This window comes from Marilutibacter chinensis, assembly GCF_021725675.1.
GTDB classification, from domain to species: domain Bacteria; phylum Pseudomonadota; class Gammaproteobacteria; order Xanthomonadales; family Xanthomonadaceae; genus Marilutibacter; species Marilutibacter chinensis.
In genome coordinates, this window is sequence record NZ_JAKJPO010000005.1 from 261,689 (window position 1) to 283,854 (window position 22,166).

Here is a 22,166-nt window from a genome sequence, read left to right on the forward strand (position 1 = left end):
GGCCGAAGCGCGCGTCGTGCATCGCGCGCTTCCTGACGCATCATGCCGGAACCAGAAAGTCCACGGAGGAGGCAGGGCCCGTGGCCCCTGCCTGTTGTCCCTGCTGCCTGCGCTCGATCCGGGTGATCCTGCCGTCTTCCATCACGATGAGCTGGTCGGCGAGGTCGAAATAGCGATCATCGTGAGTGATCGCCACGACTGCCTTGTTGCGCGCGCGCAGCGATGGAAGGATCTCGTTGTAGAAGACCGACTTGAACGTGGGGTCCTGGTCCGCAGCCCATTCGTCGAACAGATACAGCTCCTTGTCGTCAATGACGGAGGACAGCAGCGCCATGCGGCGCCGCTGCCCATCGGACAACGCGAGCGTGGAGAACTTCCCGTCCTGGTAGGCGACCTTGCCATCCAGCTGCAGCGCGGCAAGATAGTGTTCGACCTGTGACTGCAGGTCGTCGTCTTCGAGGCCAAGCAACTGGTCGAAAAGGTGGTAATCGGAATAGATCGCGCTGATCGACTGCCGGCATCCGCCGATGGTGGCGCTGTCCACGCGGGTGTCCCCGAACATGATGTCGCCGGACTTCGCGTGGTAATGCAGCGTGAGCAGCTTGCTCATCGTGGATTTTCCGGAACCGTTGCCTCCGACGATGAAGGTGATCTCGCCCTTCCTGATCTCGAAGTCAAGAGGGCCGACGCCAAAGCCGGGCTCTTTTCCGCCGCCGTCGTGGTGATAGCACACCCGCTGGAAGCGCACGCTCTGCCAGTCCGGCGGAAGACCATCGCTCGGCGCGACGTCCTCGTCGGGAATCTCGGAGAACAGCTTCTTGACCCGCTGCAGGGAAACCCGCGAGACGGAGATCATTGGCATGACGTGCAGGAGCGCGGAAATGGGCCCGGTGATGTAGAGCAGCGCCATGATCACGCCCACCAGCTCCTCGTTGCTGATCGACTTGTAGTTGACAACGATGAAGATGATGGAGCCGATGACGAAGAAGCTGAGCAGGTCACCGTAGTTGTTCGCGGTCTGGATGATCGTGTGTCCGGCCTTCTCGTTGCGCCGGACCGCGCGCTCGTGCCGCATCAGCACGGATTCGAAGAAGGCCTCCCGCTTGCGATCATTGAGCTTGAGCTCCTTGATCCCGCGAATGAGCCCCTGGATCGATCCCTGGAGATCGTCGAACCGTGCACGTGCCCTGACAAAGTAGCGGCGCCCAAGCAGCATCGGCACCTGGAAAGTGACCACGCCGAACGCGATGCACCCCAGTACGTACCAGAACACGTCGCTGTTGAGGACGAGCAGGAACCCCAGCATGCCGACCAGCATCACGATGTTGATGAGGACGTCGGGAAGGGTACGCGTGCCCTGGACGATCCTTGGGACATCGGAAGTGAGTGCGGCGATCAGGCGCGCCGATCCGATCCGCTCGAGCGCGGCAAGCGGCGCATTGGCGATGCGATCGTACAGCCGGGTGCGAAGACCGGTTGCGACATCGATCGCGACCCGTGTCAGCATCACCTGGGACAGCGTCCGCGTAACCAGCACGAACAGGCAGGTGAGCGCGAACACCATCGCCAACGGCGCATTGGAGACCTCAAGCGAAAGCAGCTGCGCGGGAGCGTCCGCCACGGTCTGCAGGTCGTCGTTCGGTGCCTCGATCACGGACAGCACCAGGGGGATCAGCAACGAATAGAGCAGGCCGGACAGGCCGCCGAGCACGATCGACACCGCGATCTTGTTGGGCGCGCGATGGGAGAACTCGGAAAACAGGTTCATCGTGTCGTTCCATCCGTGTTGTCGGGAACGGAAGGTCCATGCGCGATCGGTTCCGATTCGGACGGTCGATCGTAGCTGGAAACAAGGGGTTGAAGCCGCACGTCGTGGAACTGCCCGATCATGTCGTCGTAGTGCGGGCTGAACACGTTGCCCGACTGCCCGGTCGAATTGACATATAGATGGCGGATGCCGGCGGAGTCCAGGGAGAATATCTGGCGGAACCCGGGGCCGAAGGTTTGCACATAGCCCTCCGACTTCTGGTGCCTCGCTGCCGCGACGTTGATGCTGTTGGCCGAGCCGCCGTTGGGTATGCGGCGTTCGAAGAAGCGCGCGAGTGACTTCGACTGGCTGAACGGCATATGGGGGTACTTCGTGAACTGGTTGCCGGACCAGTGCCAGCCCTCCATGTCCCAGGTTCCGTTGCGCTTGTGGAGTTCCCAGAGCGCCGCGTCGAGTGCGTCTCCAAGTTCGGAATCGCAGTCGCGGGAGCACCATCCGCCACGCCCCTCGCGAAGGACCGCGAGCAGATCGCCATACTCGACATCCTCGCTCATCTGCGACAGCAGGTCGGAGGCGGTGTCGCGTCCCCAGTCTGCGCGAGCACGCGACGCGAAAAGCTGCAAGCGCAGCTGGCGCATCCATTCGGTGAAGATCGTCGCCGCCGCGCTTCCGCCCTGCATCTCGCCCCGCCAGTCGCGTAGCAGGTCCGCGGCGGCGTCGCGACGTCCACCTTCTGGCAGACGGTCTCGCAGGTGGTCCATCAATCGCGCCGCCGACAGGTCGAGTGTGTCGGACTGGATGTCACGCATCGAATCGACCGAGAGTGGTCGTCCTGCCGCGATCGTGTCGTGCAGGAGCTGCTCGATACGCTCGGCGCGGGCCGGTGGGGCCCAATCGTGAGAAATGAAGTACGGATACCGGGAATCGACCACCTTGTTGTTCGCGCTGACAATGTACCCGGAAGGTGGATTGAGCACGCTCGGCCAGGCATCGGGCGGAACGTATCCGTTCCAGCCCCACTCATCGTTCCAGCCCGGGGCGGGGAGCACGCCTTCGCCGCGCTTGCGGATGGGGATCCGGCCAGCGGCGACATAGCCGATGTTGCCCTTCCGGTCGGCGTAGATCATGTTCATCGCCGGCGCCACGTGAAGGCGAAGAGCCGCGCGGAACCCGTTCCAGTCGCGCGCGAAATTCAGGCGGTAGAAGGCCTCGTAGCTGGTGTCGTCGTCATCAAGCGCGGTCCAGCGGAGCGAAACGGGGCTGTCGAAGACGCCATAGCGGTCGCTGATCACGGGGCCGTGGCGCGTGGTCCGCACGGTGACCGTGACCGGTACGTAGCGCTTGCGCAGCGCCTGCGGAAACTTCGGACGGACCCCGATCGACTCCACGCGACGGTCGAAATCCACCCAACGGCCATCGACTTCGTAGCGGGTACCCTCGGGATCCGTCCGTTCGAAGAACAGATCCTGGGTATCGGCCATCATGTTGGTGCCGCCCCATGCGATCCGGTCGTTGCGACCGAGCACCACCAGCGGCAACCCGACCAGGCCCATGCCCGAGACCTTGAGTCCGGGCGAATCGATGCTGATCGCGTACCACAAGGATGGAATGCGCAGGCCGAGATGGGGGTCATTGGCGAGCAGCGCCGCGCCGTTGGCGGTATGCGCGCCCGCGACCGCCCACGCGTTGCTGCCGGTGCCGGGAACCGAGATCCCGAAGTTGCGCTGCCGTCTGTGCTGTGCGTCGAGCATGGCACCCAGGGTGGCGGCGACTTGCGGGGTACCGGTGCGTACGGTTGTCGGGGCATCCTCGGGGTACTCGGGAAAGAAGGTCGCGATCTGGGGTTCGGTCATCGACTGGCGGGCAACGAAGTGGCGCATCTCCCGGTCGAAGTTGCCGCCCAGGTCCAGCGCGAACATCTTTATCCAGGCCAGTGAGTCGAGTTCGGTCCAGGGCTCCGGTTCCACGCCAAGCATCCTGAACTCGATCGGCAGAGGATGACGCTCGGAAAGCCAGGCGTTGATGCCGGAGGTATAAGCGGTAAGCGACTCGCGAGCCTCGGGGCTCAACGCGCGCCACGCCGATCGGGTCGATGCGTGGAGACCAAGCGTGCGGAACCACGCATCGGCGTCGATGCTCTCCTCGCCGAAGATCTCGCTGAGTCGGCCACGCGTCATCCGTCGCTGCAGTTCGAGCTGCCACAGCCGGTCCTGCGCATGCGCGTAGCCCACCGCAAAGAATGCGTCGTGCTCGCTGGTGGCGCGGATGTGCGGGACGCCTGCGGCGTCGCGGGCGATGACGGTGGGTTCGCTGACGCCCTCGCTCAGGGTGAGCGTGCTCTCGGCCGGCAGGCTCGCGCGCATCTGCATCCATCCCCAGGCCACGACCGCCAGCAGGGGCAACAGCACGACCAGTATCAGGCGCGACGCGAGCGGATAGGAGTGGAACGGCATGGTTGCTCCGGGAATCGGAAGAGCGTCAAAGAAAAGGAGGCGAAGCCGGCGGGGCGCAGGGAAGCCGGGCGCCAGGCCGCGACGGCGGTGCGGGAGCGCACGCGCATGGCGGAAAAAGGGCGGCTGCGAGAACGATGGCTCGTCGGGGCATCTATGCGGACTCCATTCCGGCGCTCTACGCCGCGGCCGTCGTCCAAAATGACGGCACCGCCGGAGTATACGCATAACCTGGAAGCGGATCGCCATCGCATCCGGCGCGATTCTCCAGATCCCGCATTGCAGTGACATTGGAGCGGCGTCGGGGTGGCGGATGGTACTGCGGCCGTCGTGCAGGATCGGGTCGGCCAGGATGCGCGCATGCAGGGCGACCTGCCCCGGAGGGGCGCCACGCCGGTGAGGTGGCGCCGGTGCGATGGCCGGGAGTCGCTCCGGTGACCAGGGTGCGACCGGCCAGCAATCCGGTTCGAGAGGTTGCTCGATCGTACGGTGTGCGCGAAACCGCGCTGCACGGACGACGTGCAGGGCAGCTTCGCAGGACTTCCAGCCGGGCCTGGCGTCCTATGGACGTGGAGGCGTGTTCCTGGACCAGATCACGGCCGTGATCTTCCAGCCGTCCTCGGTCCTGACCATGAGCCAGTATTCCCTGCCGACGTTCAGGGCGGTACCGTCGCGCAGGAACTTGAAATCGAACGCCACCGATGCGGCTTCACCGTCGGTGTCGATAACCACGTTCTCGAACGTTTCCTCGATTCGGCTCTTGCTGGCGGAAATTCCGGCTATGAAGCGCTCCGGGGTCTCGCTGGGGTCGTAACCAGCCTTGCTGGTATCGGGATCCGATTGCAGAAGCCCGGTGTAACGCTCCTGCGACAGGACAGGCTGCCAGGTTACGTTCGGGTGCAGGAACAGGCTGAGGAACTTTTCCTTGTCCTTGTCGATGATCGCCGTCTCGAAGTGTTCGATGACGGTCTTGATCTCGCGTTCCGCCGTTGTCTCCCCGTCCGCATTCGCATGCAGGGGAACGACCAACAAAGCTGCGAGCAACCAGCCGGTGCGCATGGATCCCTCCTACGGTCCTTCGCCTGGGCAAACCGTGCCGCAGGGCGGTATCGGCTTGGACGACGTGTCGCGGCGCATGCTACGCCGAAGCCATGGAAGCAACAAGGTGCGTCGGTCGACGCGATGCGGTGCCGGGTCGGGTCGATCGGAGGGCGGTCCGGAGACGACGGGAGGATGGCCGGAGTCATCGGGCCAGGACGTTACGAACAGTGGCGCTTCACGCGGGTGCGTCTCGGGGCGGCCTTTTCCGACCCGATCCCGCAGCGAATGCCAGAGGGGAAAGCGTCGACAAACACGGCCTGCACATGGGCGCGCGTGCGCCCGCTTACCACTTGCTTGGTCGCGTCCCAGTCGAAAAACCTGTCCCTTGCCAGACGAATTGACACATTAAAATCCTATACATTAGTCTTGCCCGACATCGGGGAGCGGTCTTGCCAGGGAGCATGGCTTATGACTGGAAGTGCGTCGGGTTCCGACCTGCGCTGTTGGCACAGTGGTTCACCATTGGCGCTCGAACTGGGCGGGATGCTGCCGACCTACAGTCTCGCGTACCGCACCTGGGGACGACTCTCCGAAGATGCCGACAATGCTGTTGTCGTCTGCCATGCTTTGACTGGCGCGTCAGACGCCGATGTATGGTGGAAGGATCTGTTCGGCGAGGGCAAGGCGCTCGATCCTTGCAAGGACTTCATAGTCTGCAGCAATTCGCTGGGTAGCTGTTACGGCAGCACGGGGCCGACGACGCTGCATCCCGACGGAAAGCGCTGGGGTGCGCGCTTCCCGAAGATCACGATCCGTGACCAGGTACATGCGCAGATGGCGCTGGCCGACGCGCTGGGTATTCGCCGCATACGTCTGGTCGTCGGCGGCTCGATGGGCGGGTTGCAGGTGCTGGAATGGGCGCTGCTGGATCAGGACAGGGTCGAGTCGATTGCCGTCGTCGCCGCAAGCGCGTTGCATTCTTCGTGGTGCATCGCCTGGAGCGCGACGCAGCGGATGAGCATCCACTCCGATCCCGGCTTCAGCAATGGTGACTATGCTGTCGAGGCTCCGCCCCGCAAAGGCCTCGGCATCGCACGTGCGATCGCAATGGCCACCTATCGCAGCCATGGTTCGCTGGGCATGCGTTACGGTCGGATCACCGGCATCGAAGCCTTTGGCTCCAATGCCAAGGCGCCGAAGGAATTCGCCGTGCGCAACTGGGTCGCGCACCACGCGGAGAGCTTTGCCGACCGCTTCGATGCAAACAGCTATCTGACGTTGATCGACGCGATGGATACCCACGACGTCGGTCGTGGGCGCGGCGGCGTGGACGCCGCCCTGGCCGGCGTCAAGGTTCCCGCACTCGTGATCTCCATCGATAGCGACGCACTCTATGTTCCCGCGGAACAGGCCTGCCTGTTCGAGGGGATTCCCGATGCGCGCCTGGTCGAGATCACGTCGTTGCACGGGCATGACGGATTCCTGATCGACGCCGCGCGCCTGGAGCCGGCGATCCGCGAGTTCCGCGACGACCTGTCCTCTCGCGCCCGAGGGGATACCTTCATTTCCCGGGAAACCGCCTCCTATGCTTGATGATCTCATCGAGCCGCGCAGCGGCGCTCGCCATGTGCCCGTGGACGCACAGCGTGTCGACCTGATCCTGATCGGTGCGCGAGGAAAGGTGGGGGCGGCGTTCCGCCAGCTTCTTGCACGTCAGCAACTTGCGTTGCTCGCCGAAGTGAATCTGGATCTGCGCCTGCTGGCGGCGTTCGACCGCCGCGGTTTCGCGTTCGATGCCATCGGTCTGGCTCCCGGCAGTCTGGAAGGCGCCATGTATGCTCGCGCGGGTGCCGATGTCGAGCGTCTGATCGAGTTCGTCGCGACGCGGGCCGGCGTGCCCACCATTGCCGTGGATTGCACCGCAAGCGACGAGATAGCCGATCTGTATCCGCAGTTGTTCGACAAGGGCATCGGCGTCGTTGCCGCGAACAAGCGTGCGAACGCTCGGACCCTGGCTTTCTATCATGGCCTGCAGCGTTCGGCTCGCGAGCACGGCGTCCCGTATCGCTACGAGACCACGGTGGGTTCGGCCATTCCGTTGCTTGGACCGCTACGCGACCTGCGTCTTCGTGGAGAACGCGTCGAGTCTCTGCAGGGCGTGCTGTCCGGATCGCTGAGCTACATTCTCCACCGCATGCACGAGGGCTGCCCGTTCTCCGCGGCGGTGGTCGAAGCCCGGGACCTGGGCTACACGGAACCCGACGTGATGGAGGATCTCCGCGCGATCGACCTGAGCCGCAAGCTGCTTGTCCTGGCCCGCGAAGCCGGGTTCAGCATGGAGGTCGACGACATGCGGGTCGAACTGCTCGGCGATCTCCAGATCGACGTCGACGACGTCGTGCCGGCGTTGCAGCTGCTGGATGACGGCTGGCGCATCCGCGTCGAGGCGGCGCTCGCGCGCGGCGAACGATGGGTCGCGGTCGCCGAAGCCACGCCGGACGCGGCAAGGATAGGTCTGCACAGCCTGCCCGCGCATTCGCCGTTCGCACAGCTGGCCCCCGGCCAGAACCTGATCGAGATCCGTACAGAGCTGCAGGATCGAATGCCGCTGCGCGTCAGCGGCCCGGGCGCCGGCGTGGAGATCACCGCCGCCGGCGTGCTCAGTGATGCTGTGTCCGCCGCGATGCACTGGCCAAGCCGACACTGAAACACGGCACTTCGAACGGACTCGAACCCAATGCAATCCGAAACTTCCTCCGAGAAGTGGTTTCCATTGTCCGCCGCGCAGAAGGCGCGCTGGTTCCTGTACCGCTATGTGCCCGAGAACCGCGGGCTTCACAACAACGTCTTCTCCGCCTCCCTTCGCGGTGCGATCGATCCGTTGCGATTGGCCTGGGCGCTGGAGGCTCTCACCTTGCGGCACCCGATGTTGCGCGCGCGCTTCCGCACCGGCGCGGATGGCATGCCCGAGCAGCGCGTCCTGGATCGTGCCGAAGTATCGCTGGCGGTGGTCGATGCCGCCGGCATGGATGACGAGGCGCTGCACGCGCGCGCCTGCGAGGATGCGCTGTCGACCTTCGACGCGGAGAATGAGCCCCTGCTGCGCGGCTTCCTGTACATGCGCGGTGCCGACCATGCCGTCTTCTTGCTGATCTTCGATCATCTCGTGTGCGACGGCTGGTCGTACTGGGTGATGATGGAAGAGCTTTCGGCATTGCTGTGCGGCAATGCCGTGCATCTTCCCGCAATCGGGACCGATGCCGCCCAGTACCGGGACTACGTCGCATGGCAACGGGAGTGGTTGCGCGGCCCACGCGCTGAAAAGCAGTTCGCGTACTGGAAGAGCGTGCTAGGAAGCGCGCCTGTCGCCCTCGCGCTACCGGTCGACCGGCCGCGTCCGTTGGTACCCAGCGGACAGCAGCACTCCGTCGTCGCGGAACTTCCGGCCGAACTCGTTTCAGGCGTGCAGGCGTTCGCCCGGGACGGTATTTCCACCGTCTACACGACGCTGCTCGTCGCATACCAGATCCTGTTGCATCGCTTCTGCGGACAGTCCGATATCGTCATCGGCTCTCCAATGCCGGCGCGCAGCGGAACTCGCTGGCAGCGCGTCGTCGGCGACTTCGTCAACATGGTGGCGTTGCGCGCCGACTTCTCCACCGACCCAAGCGTTTCCGATGCGTTGAGCTCGGCCCGAGCCGCCAGCGCGCGCGCCCTGCGCAATCAGGACTATCCGTTCTCCACGTTGGTCGAGCGCCTGCTGCCGGGGCGGATCGGTACCGAGCACCCGTTCTTCCAGTCCGTTTTCGTGTTCCAGAATGCGCGTCGCGCCGGGGAGTTGCGGGGGCTGTGGCGCCAGGCGCCTTCAGGTACCGCGGTCGCGAACTGGGGTGGGCTGACCCTGTCCCGGTTCGAGGTGCCGCAGAAGGTCGCTGCCGATCGCATTGCGCTGACGATGCAGGCGATCGAGCACGATGACGGCATTCGTTGCGATTTCCAGTACGACCCGGACGTCTTCGACGCGTCTACGATCCAACGGTTGGCAGGTGCCTTTCGCCAGTTGCTGGGAGGCATGATCGCGGATCCGTCGACACCGGTCGGCCGTCTGCCGCTCATGGATGCCGCCGAACGCCATCGCGTGCTGGAGGGGTTCAACGACACGTCGCTGACCTATGCCCGGGATGCGTTGCTGCATCACGCGTTCGAGGCCCAGGCGCAGGCCAGGCCTGATGCGGTTGCCGCGCGCGACAAGACCTGCACGATCAGCTATCGCGCGCTCAACCGCCGTGCTAACCGCATCGCGCGATGCCTTCTGGAGCTTGGCGTGCGGCCCGATGACCGGATCGCAATCAGTGCCACTCGCGGCATCCCGATGCTGGCCGGTCTGCTTGGCGTACTCAAGGCCGGCGGCGCCTACGTGCCGCTCGATCCGAAGTATCCGGCGGATCGCCTCGCCTACATGCTGGAGGACAGTGCACCGAAGGCCTTGCTGACCGAATCGACGATTTCCGCCTCCCACGCGCCCGCCGGGCTGCCGACCCTCCTTCTGGATGAGGCTTCTCTTGCCGATGACCTTCCCGGCGACGACGCCAATCCGAACCCGGAAGGTGTGAGCTCACGCAATCTCGCCTACGTCATCTACACCTCCGGTTCGACGGGACAACCCAAGGGCGTCGCCATCGAGCATCGCAGTGCGGTGAATCTCATCGCCTGGGCGTTGCAGGCGTTCGAGGCGGGCGAGCTTTCCGAAACGCTTTTCGCAACCTCGATCAACTTCGATCTCGCGGTCTACGAGGTGTTCGCGCCGCTATCCTCGGGCGCTGCGCTGACCATTGCCGCAGACATACTCTCTGTCCGTCCAGAAGCCGGCGTCAGTCTGGTCAATACGGTGCCGTCGGGCATCCGGGCGTTACTGTCGGTCGCTGGCGTACCGGGCGCGGTGCGCACCATGAACCTGGCCGGCGAACCGCTGAAACGCGCGCTGGTCGAACGCATCTTTGCCGAAACCGACGTGTCGTCGGTGGTGAATCTGTATGGACCGACCGAGACAACGACCTACTCTACCTGGGTGCGGATGCCGCGTGCGGCCGGCTTTGCGCCGCACATCGGCCGCCCGATAGCCAATACGCGCATTTACCTGCTCGATATCCGTGGCGAACCGGTCCCCATCGGTGTTGTCGGTGAACTCTTCATCGGTGGCGATGGCGTGGCGCGCGGCTACCTCGGCCGCCCCGGGCTGACCGCCGAACGATTTGTTGCCGACCCGTTCTCGGGCGAGCCGGATTCGCGGATGTACCGCACGGGCGATCTCGGCCGCTGGCTGCCCGACGGCAACATCGAGTATCTCGGCCGCAACGATTTCCAAGTGAAGATTCGCGGCTTCCGCATCGAGCTGGGCGAGATCGAGGCGCGGCTCATGGCCTGCAGGGACGTGGAGACGGCCGCGGTGGTCGCGCGCGAGACAGCCGCCGGCGACAAGCGACTCGTCGCCTATGTCGTGCCGCGCGCGGACACGACGGTTTCCGTCGCCGATGTCCGCGAGACCCTGTCGCTGGTCCTGCCCGACTACATGGTCCCCAGCGCATTCGTGGTGCTGGAGGCGCTGCCACTGACGCCAAACGGGAAGCTCGACCGCAAGGGCTTGCCCGACCCCGGCGACGATGCCGTGGTCAGTCGCGACTATGCGGAACCTGCGAACCCGCTGGAGCAGGCCGTTGCCGACCTCTGGCGCGAGCTGCTGGGCCTGCGCAGGGTGGGGCGCAACGACCACTTCTTCGAACTCGGCGGCAACTCGCTGATGGCGCTGCAGCTGGTCTCGCGCCTGCGTTCGCTGCTGGGTGTGGAAGTCGCGCTCCGGGAACTGTTCGTGCATTCCACCGTCGCCGCCCTCGCCGAGGTGCTGGTCGGCATGGGCGCGCGGGTCGACGCGATACCGGCCTGCGCCGCGGCGGGCGATGCAACGGGACATGCGCCGATTCCGATCGTCGACCGTTCGGAGGCGATGCCGTTGTCGTGGGCGCAGCAACGGCTGTGGTTCCTCGACCAGCTCGACCAGGCCGCCGGTGCCGCCTATCACATGCCTGCCGCGCTGCGCATGCGTGGCGACCTGGACCGTGTGGCGCTTCGGGCCGCGCTGGACAGGATCGTTGCCCGCCATGAAGCGCTGCGCACGCGCATCGCCGACGTCCGCGGCGATGCCGTACAGTCGTTCGCACCCGCCGACATCGGCTTCTCGCTGATCGAACAGGATCTGTCGGGGCTCGACCCGACCGCCCGCTCGGTCGCGGCCGCACGCATCGGCGCGGAGGAGGCCTCGGCCCGTTTCGACCTGTCGTGCGGGCCGCTGATTCGCGGCCGTCTGCTGCGTCTCGCCGATCACGAGCATGTGCTGCTCGTTACCCAGCATCATGTCGTCTCCGACGGCTGGTCGATCGGCGTACTCGTGCGCGAGCTGTCCGCCCTGTACCACGCGTTCGCGTCCGGGCAGGCGGATCCGCTTCCGCCATTGCCGGTGCAGTATGCCGACTACGCGGCATGGCAGCGCAGCCGGTTGCAGGGAGAGGCGCTGGAACGGCAGATCGCGTTCTGGCGGACTCACCTGGACGGTGCGCCTTCTTTGCTGGAACTTCCGACCGATCGCCCGCGTCCCCTGATGCAGAGCTACGCAGGCGCCTGCCACCCGGTCGTGGTGCCGCCGGCGCTGGCCGGCAGACTCGATGCGTTGGCACAGCGCCACGGCGCCACCATGTTCATGGTTCTCCTCGCGGGCTGGTCGGTACTGTTGTCGAAGCTTGGGGGGCAGGATGACATCGTGGTCGGTACCCCGGTCGCGAACCGTCTGCGGCAGGATGTCGAAGGGGTGATCGGCCTGTTCGTCAACACTCTGGCGATCCGTACCCGGATCGCATCTGGGGACACCGTGTCGGGTCTGCTTGGGGCGGTGCGGAACGCTGTGCTGGAAGCCTTCGAGCATCAGGAGCTTCCGTTCGAGCAGGTGGTCGATGCGGTGCAGCCGCAGCGCAGCCTGGCGCATGCGCCGCTTTGCCAGACGCTGCTGACGCTCGACAACACCCCCCACGACAAGGTCCTGCGACTGAAGGGATTGGCGGTCGAGCCCATGCCCCTGGCGCAGGACAGCACGCGTTACGACCTCTCGCTGTCGCTCAGCCGGGATGGCGACGGCCTTGCCGGCGAGGTCGAGTACGCCACCGACCTGTTCGATCAGGCGACCATCGTGCGTTGGTTCGGCCACTTCATCGCCGTGCTGGAGGCCATGGCCTCGGATGCAACGGCGGCCGTCGGCACGTTGTCGCTGATGTCGCGCGCGGAGCGCGCGCGCGTGGTCGAGGGCTTCAATGCCGCCACCCGGCCCTTGCCGGCGGAACGGCGCATCCACAGGCTGTTCGAACGAGCGGTTGCACGCGATCCGCATGCGCCCGCACTGATCGATGGCGACCTGCAGCTGGACTACGATCGACTCAACAGGCAGGCCAATCGGCTCGCCCACCGCCTGATCGCCCTGGGGGTGGAGCCGGACGACCGCGTGGCGCTGTGCGTCGGGCGCGGCGCGGCGATGGTGGTGGGAATGCTGGGCATCCTCAAGGCCGGTGCCGCCTACGTACCGCTGGATCCTGCCTATCCTGCGGAACGCCTGGGCTACATGTTGCGCGACAGCCGTCCCAGGGCGCTGGTGACGGCGGACGATGTCGAAGAGTGCGCGGAAGTACGCGCCGCGGCGGACGCGCTTGCGCTGAGCGTCGTCGAGTTCGATGGCATCGATCCGGATTGCGGAGGCGATGCAACGGCCGATGGGAACCCCGATGCCGATGCGATGGGACTCGGCGGACATCATCTGGCCCAGCTGATCTATACCTCGGGATCGACCGGTCAGCCGAAGGGCGTGATGGTCGAGCACGACAACGTGGCGCACCTGATCGCGAATCACATCGCGAACTGCGGGCTCGGGCCGGGCCAGCGCATGTTGCAGTTCGCCTCCTGCTCGTTCGACAGCTCCGTGGTCGAGATCTTTCCAACTCTGGCGGCAGGAGCCACGCTGGTGCTGCGCCCGGCGCATGTCCTCGCGCCGGACGAAACCTTCGCCGACGTGCTGGAGCGGAACCGCGTCACCCTGGTCGATCTGCCCACAGCATTCTTCCACGTGTGGGCACAGGAAGTCGCGGCGGGCCGTGTCCTGCCTCCGCCCTCGTTGCGCCTGGTCGTGGTCGGAGGCGAGGCGCTCGAGTCGCGCCATCTGGATGCCTGGTTGTCCACGAACGGCACACGCGATTGTGCGGTTCTCAATACCTACGGTCCGACCGAGGCCGCGGTATACGCAACCGCGATCCGCTTCGAAGCCGACAGTCTGCCAGTGCGCGATGCGCCTTCGATCGGTACCCCGGTACCCAATGCGCGCATCTACCTGCTCGACGCCGCCGGCGTTCCGGTGCCGCCCGGAGTTGCCGGCGAGCTGTACATCGCCGGACCACAAGTGGCGCGCGGATACTTCGATCGCCCCGAACTCAGTGCGCAATGCTTCAGCAGGGATGGCATCTCCAGCGATGCGAGGATGTATCGCACCGGCGACCTGGCTCGCTGGCGCCAAGACGGCTCCATCGAATTCGTCGGCCGCAACGACTTCCAGGTGAAGATTCGCGGCTTCCGCATCGAACTGGGCGAAATCGAGGCCGCGATCGCACGCTGCAGCGGCGTCCGCGACGCGGTCGTGCTTGCGCGCGAGGATTCGCCCGGCGAGCGACGTCTCGTTGCCTACGTGGTCATGGCGCCCGGTGAAGCGCTTGCCGCGTCCACGCTGCGGCGGACGCTGGCGGGCGAGCTCGCCGAATTCATGCTGCCGTCGGCCTTCGTCGCCCTGGACGAACTGCCATTGACGGCCAACGGCAAGATTGACCGTCGGGCGCTGCCTGCCCCGGACCACCATGCGACGGCCTCGTGCGCGTACGTACCGCCCGAGGGCGAGTACGAGCGCACGCTTGCAGGGATCTGGTGCCAGCTCCTGGGCGTGGAACGCGTGGGTCGCGAGGACCGCTTCTTCGAGATCGGCGGCAACTCGCTGGTCATCACGCGTCTGGGCTTCGCCGTCAAGGAAGCGTTCGGCGTCACTGCGACCGTCGGCGATCTCTACGGATTGCACTCCCTGCGCGACATGGCGGCCTTCGTCCAGGCGCAATGCGATCGCCGCGCCTCCGCCACGGAAACCCTCGTCGAGTTCGATCTCTGAGCCCCGGGCCGTTCCGCCTGATCAGTCAAATACACATCCCAAGTCCAGATGCCATCCAATCTCTACTACCTGAAAGAAAGCGTGTACTTCGAGCCACTCATCCTGCGCTGGTATGCCTGGCCGTACCTGTTGCCGCCGATGAGCGCGGCGATGAACCTCACCGGGCGCAGTCTCCGTCTGATGAAGTCGTTCGTCGCCAACTCGCGACTGCATCTGGCGGCCAGCCAGAACCCCGACCTGGCCGGTGGCGACTTCGTCAACTGCAGCGAGGACCAGGTCGATGCGGTCCGCGCGCTGATCGACGAGATGCAGACCGAGCACAAGGACTACGTCGAGCTGCGCAAGGCCATCGTCCAGCTCAACGACATGCTCGACAAGTGCGAAGGCATGTCGCTGGAGACGCTGTACGACTCGGTGCCGGAACCTCTGCGCGGCCTGGTCGAGCTGGTCTACGACATGAGCCACAGCGCTTCGTTCAGGATGATCGAGGGCCTGATATACGAGAGTTCGTTGTACAAGCCGCAGGTGCAGAGCGTGTCGCTTGGATTGCTCGGCGGTCGCTTGAAGGAACGTCCGTTCGTGCTCAGTTCACCGCGCTTGCCCGACGAGAACCACCTGCACCTGAAGGTGCCGTTCGCGGACCCGCTCATCGACAGGCTGTTCGCCACCCGTACCCGGCCGGTGACCCGGGAGCAGATCGATGCGATGTTCGCGGACGTCCATCGGGAGGGCGGTCTGTCCATCGATGATCTGTTCACCACCGAGGCACCCCGGATCACCCGCAAGCCACTGTCAGACGGGTTGCGCGTGAGCTACCTGGGTCACGCCGGCCTGCTGCTGGAGACGGCGAAGACCAGCATCCTCGTCGATCCGGTGATTGCCGTGCGCGACGAGGCCCACGGCGACCGAGTGGTCAGCTTCAGCGAGCTGCCCGAGACCATAGATTACATATGCGTGACCCACACGCACATGGATCACGTCTGCATCGAGACGCTGCTGCAGCTCCGTCACAAGACGCGCAAGGTGCTGGTCCCGAAGAACGGAGGGGGCAGCATCGTCGATCCGTCAATCAAGCTCATGCTGCAACGCATCGGCTTCGACGTCGTGGAGTTCGAGGACATGGAGACTCTGCGCTGCGAAGACGGCCTGATCCGCGCGATCCCGTTCCTCGGCGAACATGCGGACCTGAACATCCGTTCGAAGACCGCCTGGTACTTCGAGTTCGCCGGAAAGAAGGTGTTCTCCGGGGCCGACTCCTCCAGTCTGGACGAGCGTATGTACAAGCGCATACACCAGATCATCGGCGACATCGACCTGCTGTTCATCGGCATGGAGTGCGTGGGCGCGCCGATGAGCTGGCTGTACGGCGCGTTGTTCACCAAGCCGATTCCCCGAGATGTCAACGAGTCGCGCAGGTTCAATGGCTCGGATTGCGCATCCGCGCAGAAGATCGTGGACATCTTCAATCCGTCGGAAGTCTACATCTACGCGCTGGGCATGGAGCCGTGGTTCAAGTACTTCATGGGCGTTGACTACGACGACGACGCGCGGCAGATCACCGAGTCCGGGCGACTGCTGGACATCTGCAGGGAAAAACAGGTGCGGGCGGAGCGCCTGTACGCGAAGCAGATCTGGGAACTCAACTAGGACTGCGGCAGGAAGAACGCCCCGACGGATCGCCGGGGCTTAGCCCTTGGCGCTGCGCAACCTGATCAGGAATAGGGAAATGTTTCTTTTCGAACTCGTCCAGTACATCGAACGGAACGGCATCGAGCTGAGGATCATCGATGGCAGGCTGCGCGTCACCGGGGATCAGTCCAAGTTGACGCCGGAGATCGCCGAAACCATGCGCCGCTTCAAGCCCGCGTTGCAGGCCTACTGCGAGCGCAGCGGCTCGGGTATCGAGCGCGCGACGACCGACGATGGCAGTTTTCCGCTGTCGCTCGCGCAGCAGCGCCTGTACTTCCTTTATCAGTACGATCCAACGGTCACCAGCTTCATCCTGCCGACCGAGCTGGAGCTGCGGGGCAGACTCGATGTCGCGCGACTGGGCCGGGCGATCGGCGCCGTCGTCGACCGCCATGACATCTATCGCGCCGTGTACTCGGTCGAATCCGGACTGCCGCGCCAGCGTGTCGATCGTTCGCGCGTGTTCGCAATGGACGTCCTCGATGTATCGGAGCTGGAGGCCGGTGCACGAGCCTGCGATATCTCGCTGAAGCGCGATGCGGTGGCGACGACGCCGTTCGATCTGGGCGTCGAGCTGCCATTGCGCGCGTGTCTGGTGCGCGAGTCCGATGACCTCCATCGCCTGATCGTGGCCATCCACCACATCGCCACCGACGACTGGTCGATCCAGCAGTTCGTCGCGGAGGTGGCCGCGGCCTACCGGGATGACGGCGTTGCGGAAACCGCGCCGCCGCGCCTGTCATACCTCGACTACGCCGCATGGCAGAACGCGGTCCACGACGCGGGAGGATACGAGGTTTCGCGCTCCTACTGGCAGGCCCATCTGGAAGGCATCCGCGGCGTCCTCGAACTTCCGCTGGACAAGCCACGTCCCCCGGTCCAGACCTTCGGCGGAGCCACCGTCACCCGGCGTATCGCGCCGGAGATCAGCCAGGCTGCGGCCGCCGCGGCGCGGCGCCTGGGAAGCTCGGAGTTCTCGCTGTATCTCGGCATCTTCAACGTACTGATATCCAAGCTCAGCGGCGAACGCGACATCGTCGTCGGCACCGACGTGTACGGTCGCGACCATGCCGATCTGCAGGACGTGCCGGGATTCTTCGTGAACCAGGTGGCGCTGCGCAGCCAGATCGATCCGCAGGAATCCATTGGCGAATACCTGGCACGCCTGGGCGCCGGAACCATGGAGTCCCTGCAGTACCAGGACATGCCGTTCGACAAGCTGGTCGATGCGCTGGGGTTCGAACGCGACACCGCCTTCTCGCCGGTATTCCAGGTCAAGTTCCTGTACGACCGCACACCGCACAGGATCGAACTGTTCGACGACATCGAAGTGCGCGAGGGCCACGCCTTCCAGGTCCGGTCGCAGTACGACGTGACCCTGAAGGTCGTAGGCGACGAAGCGGTCTTCTATTACAACACCGACCTTTTCCACGCCGGTACCGTGGAGCAATGGGCCGATCTGTACATGGCGATGCTGGCCCGGGCGATCGAGACGCCGCAAGCGGCGGTCGCCGGGCTGTTGCACGATGCGTTGGCCGAGCGCCTGGCCGGCAATATCCAGGGCGAATGCCGGGACGTCGACGCGTCGGCCCTTTTCGATGGATTCGATCGTGCGGTGCGCGAGACCCCGGAATCCATCGCCGTGCGTACCGCCGACGGTGCCGCAAGCTATGCGGAGCTTGATGCCAGGATCGCGCAGATCGGCGGTCGGTTGCTGGCGATGGGCGTGCGCAAGGGCGACAAGGTCGCGATTCATCTGGAGCGTTCGATCGATCTGGTGGCCTCGATCGTCGCGGTGCTGCGTATCGGTGCGGTGTTCGTTCCGATCGACCCGAGCTACCCCCGCGAGCATATCGAGTACACGTTGGAGGATAGCGAGGCCGGCATCGTCATCAGCGACAGCCTGCTGTCCGAGGGCCTGTCCGACTTCTACGGCTTCGTTCTGGATCTCGACCAGCTGGCGCCCGAGCCGGGCGCGCAGGCGCCTGCATGGGCCTCCATTTCGGCCGATGACATCGCGTACCTGCTCTACACATCGGGATCGACCGGTCGCCCGAAGGGTGCCCTGGTCGGTCATGGTGCACTCTCGAACCTGTGCGATTGGTACATACGTTTCGCCGGTCTGGATGCGCGTAGCCGCGTGTTGCTGATGATCCCTATCGGCTTCGACGCGTCCATCAAGAACGTGATCTGCCCGCTCATGGTTGGCGGCACCGTGGTGCTGGCCCGGGCCGGAGCCTTCGATCCCGACCTCCTGCTCGAGCAGATCGAGGATGTCGGCGTCACTCTGATCAACTGCGCGCCGAGCGCGATGAATGCGATCATGAAGGTGGACGCGCCTGGCGACTACGCGCGGTTGGCGAGCCTTGAGATGCTGGCGCTGGGAGGTGAAGCGCTGGATATCGGCGTCTTCGCGTCCTGGCTGTCCAGCCGCTGGTGCCGCGCCACGCTCGCCAATATCTATGGCCCTACCGAATGTACCGATATCTCGGTCGCATGGAAGGCCGACCGGGAGACCTGGCTCGCGCAGGCTGTCGCTCCGATCGGTCATCCGATCCAGAACGCGCGCGCCTGCATTGTCGATGCCGATCTGCAGTTGTGTCCGCTTGGCGTCGCCGGCGAGTTGCTGATCGCCGGCCGCGGCGTTGGCGCCGGCTATCACAACCTGGAGGAGGCCACCGCACGAAGCTTCATCGAGAGTGCCGTGGCCGGTGGCCGCGCATACCGCACCGGCGACATATGCCGCTACGATTCGCTGGGCCGGATCGTCTATGTCGGTCGCCGCGACGGGCAGATCAAGGTTCGCGGAAAGCGCGTCGAGATCAGCGAGATCGTCGCTCGATTGGCCCAGTGCCTGCCCTCGCGCAAGATCAGCGTGCAGCTCTACAGCGAACACGGCCTCGAAATGCTGCTCGCCTTTGTCGATGGCGGCACGGCCGGCCGGTCGTCGGATGAGGTGCGCAGTGAGTTGGCGAAGCTCCTGCCCCGGCATATGGTGCCCGCACAGATCCTGTTCGTGGATGCGCTGCCGCTTACGCCGAACGGCAAGGTCGATGCGCGCGCGTTGATCGCGCAGTTCGAGGCCCAGCGCGGCGCGGGCGAGGTCGACGACGAGCCATTGGACGAGGTCGAGGAAGTCGTTGCTGCGGTCTGGCGCGAGCTCCTGGGAGTCGACGCGCTCGGAAGGTCCTCGGATTTCTTTGCGCTTGGCGGCGACTCCATCTTCTCCATCCAACTGGTCGCGATGCTGCGCGACCGGGGCATCCCGGTGGCGGTTGCCGACATATTCAGGCACCCCACCATCGGCCAGTTGGCGGCGCTTGTGCGCGAAGCCGGCCGATCCGGCGATGCGCCGCACCCCCTGTCCGGGGCAGACACGCACGTGGCACCGTTCGCGCTGGTACCCGAGGCGGATCGTCCGCTGCTGCCGGATGGGCTGGAGGATGCCTATCCGGTCACCGCATTGCAGCACGGCATGATCTTCCATGGCATCTACGATGAAGAAGCATCGGCGTACCACGATGTGTTTTCGTTCGAGCTGACCTTCGACTACGAAGAAGCAGCCTTCATCGAAGCGTTGCAACACGCAGTGGATGAACATCCTGTGTTGCGCACCGGGTTTGCACTGGGCGGCTACACGGTGCCGCTGCAGTTCGTGCACGCCGACGTCACCGCGAACGTGGAGCGTCTGGACCTGCGCGACCACGGGCCCGAAGAGCAGGAGTCGCTGATATCGGCGCATATCCGCAGATTGAAGGATCAGGGCTTCGACCTCCAGGCGAGGACGCTCATCAGGTTCTCGATCCTGCGTCGTGCCGAGCGTTGCATCCAGCTGGTGATCGACGCCCATCACGCGATACTTGACGGTTGGAGCATGGCGACCCTGCAGCGCCAGGTGTTCGACAGTTACCGTCGCATAAAGGACGGACAGGCGCCGGACCATCGGTTCTCACCGGGGCGTGCGCGCTTCGCCGACTACGTGGCGCGCGTGCTCGAGGAAGAAGTCGATCCGGGGAGTCGTGCCTACTGGAGCGAGTACGCCCGTCGTGACGGTGCTGGCGCGATCTCCCGGGTATGGCCGGTGCCCCAGGCGATCGAGACGCTCGAGATCCGTCTGGATCCGGGCCTGGCGCGCAGTATCGATGCGATCGTCGCCCGCGAAGGCATCCCGGTGAAGACCCTGATGCTGATGGCACACGCCTACATGCTCGCCTGCCTTACAGGCCGGTCGCGCATGTTCACCGGCAACGCGGACAACGGACGCCTGGAAGCAGCGGGCGCTGAAAACGTGATGGGGCTGTTCCTCAACGCGCTTCCTTACCACCTGGATCTTGCCGATACGAGCTGGCGCGATCTCGGTCGGACCTTGCTCGACGACGAGGGCGCCCGCAAGCCGCATCGGCGCTATCCGTTCGCCACGATCCTTCGCGAGAACCCCGGACTGCAGATCGACTCGCTGTTCACCTATACCAACTTCCGGGTGTCGCGGGATCTCGTCCACGGCGGGGATCTTGAGGTCAAGGTCGGCGAGTTGTTCGAAGAGCTAAGCTTCAAGGTGTCCACCCACGTCAGCGGGAACGGCGAGGACGGTTACTCGCTCCTGTTGCGTACCAAGATCCACCTGTCGCAGGATGGCCTGGCCTTGCTGCTGCGGCGCTATGTCGGTGCGCTCGAGGCCATGGTCGAGGACTTTGCTGGCCCGGTTCCGGCGCCTGCCGGCCACCGCGTGCCGGCGCTCGCCTCGGGGCGGGACGGCATTCGTATCTGCCATGCCGATATCCGCCACGTGGGCGCCCTGGATCTCGATGCGCTGATCGAGTCCTCGCGCCAGATCGCGTGCATGCTTGCCGATGGCGGCATGCCGCAGGCCGAGTCTGTCTCGGTGATGGCCGTTGCCGCTTTAGCGCGGGATGAGGACACCGTCGGCGAGGCCCTGTCGCGCCTGGCGGCATCCGATGCACTGTTCCGTGTCGCTATCGTCGAGGGCGACGATGGCGGAGGCCAGCGCCTGATCCTGCGCGGACCGGATCGCCACGCCACCGAGCGCCTTGTCAATCGATACCTCGAACTGCGTGGCGGTGATCATCGGCTGCGGGTGCGTGCCGAAGCGGGCGGCGAGTGGCTGGATGCGTGCCGGGTCGATGCCGACGCGGATTTCTGGAGTCGTTATCTCGACGGCCTGGCACCGGTGCTGCAGGTCGCGTCCGGTGCGCCCGTGCCGGCTGCCGCCGGTCGTGCGCGCGTCGCACTCGCGTTGCCGGAACAGACCCTGCGCGGCTTGGCCGACCTGGCGTCGACACACGGGGTGGACACGATGGATGTCGCCGCCGTCGCCTGGATTGCGTTGCTCTCGCGTTTGGGCGAGCAGTCGGAGATCGCCGTCGGCATGGTCGGTCCGTCCGGCCTCGTACAGCCGCTGCGTTGCGACACCGGGACGCCGCACGCGGTGGCCACTGCCCTCGCCGCGCTGGCCGAGAGCCGCGCATGCGTTTCCGGGCACGCGCTGCTGCCGGTGTCGGCGCTGGCTGGCCTGGTCGATGACGGCTGCCTGCATACCGTTGTCGCGGGCGAGCGGCTGGACGCCATGGATGATGTCGCGTTGGCGCTGATCGCGCCGGAAGCTGGAGCATGGGCGGTGGAATATGCCGCGTCGCGCTTCGATGCGGCCACGGTCGATCGCTTCGCGTCCTACCTGCGGCAACTCGTCGAGGGCATGCTCGCGGCCCCGGCGCGCCCGCTGTCGTCGCTGCCGATCCTGCCGGCGGAGGAGCGCGGGCAGGTGCTCGGGGGGTTCCAGTCGCCGCGTCCGGACTGGTCTCACGACCGCACCGCACATGCGCTGTTCGAGGCCCGGGCGCGCACCCACCCCGACGCGGAGGCGGTGCGCCACGACGGAGTGTCGCTGAGCTACGCCGAGCTGGACGCGCGCGCCAACCGGCTCGCGCACCGCCTGATTGCGCTGGGGGTCGGCCCCGACGAC

The 22,166-nt window shown here is 65.4% G+C and carries 8 protein-coding genes; 5 read left to right on the forward strand and 3 right to left on the reverse strand.

What is annotated here, in order from left to right:
• Positions 1-40: 40 nt before the first annotated feature.
• The 3 genes from L3V18_RS11135 to L3V18_RS11145 form a co-directional block, all read right to left on the reverse strand.
• A complete protein-coding gene (locus L3V18_RS11135; protein WP_237054848.1) occupies positions 41-1,711 on the reverse strand; it encodes a cyclic peptide export ABC transporter in 1,671 nt (556 codons plus the stop codon).
• A gap of 53 nt (positions 1,712-1,764) precedes the next feature.
• Entirely contained in the window at positions 1,765-4,467 is a 2,703-nt protein-coding gene (locus L3V18_RS11140; protein WP_237054850.1) for a penicillin acylase family protein, read from the reverse strand.
• 312 nt (positions 4,468-4,779) lie between these two features.
• Positions 4,780-5,277, reverse strand: a complete 498-nt coding sequence (locus tag L3V18_RS11145) for a YybH family protein (RefSeq protein ID WP_237054852.1) — start codon at positions 5,275-5,277, stop codon at positions 4,780-4,782.
• A 450-nt stretch (positions 5,278-5,727) separates the two neighbouring features.
• Here L3V18_RS11145 and metX point away from each other — a divergent pair, with 450 nt between their 5' ends.
• From metX to L3V18_RS11170, 5 genes are all read left to right on the forward strand, one after another.
• The gene (gene metX, locus L3V18_RS11150; protein WP_255783935.1) at positions 5,728-6,852 is read left to right on the forward strand and encodes a homoserine O-acetyltransferase MetX; all 1,125 of its coding nucleotides are present in this window, start codon (positions 5,728-5,730) and stop codon (positions 6,850-6,852) included.
• On the forward strand, positions 6,845-7,966 hold the full coding sequence (locus L3V18_RS11155; RefSeq protein ID WP_237054855.1) for a homoserine dehydrogenase family protein: 1,122 nt from the start codon (positions 6,845-6,847) through the stop codon (positions 7,964-7,966). The genes metX and L3V18_RS11155 overlap by 8 nt, the downstream gene beginning before the upstream one ends.
• A 30-nt stretch (positions 7,967-7,996) precedes the next feature.
• Positions 7,997-14,497, forward strand: coding sequence for a non-ribosomal peptide synthetase (locus L3V18_RS11160; RefSeq protein WP_237054857.1), 6,501 nt, complete (start codon positions 7,997-7,999; stop codon positions 14,495-14,497).
• Positions 14,498-14,545: 48 nt separating this feature from the next.
• Positions 14,546-16,144, forward strand: a complete 1,599-nt coding sequence (locus tag L3V18_RS11165; protein WP_237054859.1) for an MBL fold metallo-hydrolase — start codon at positions 14,546-14,548, stop codon at positions 16,142-16,144.
• A 79-nt stretch (positions 16,145-16,223) separates the two neighbouring features.
• Positions 16,224-22,166: non-ribosomal peptide synthetase (locus L3V18_RS11170; protein ID WP_237054861.1), on the forward strand; the 5,943-nt coding region annotated here is incomplete at its 3' end.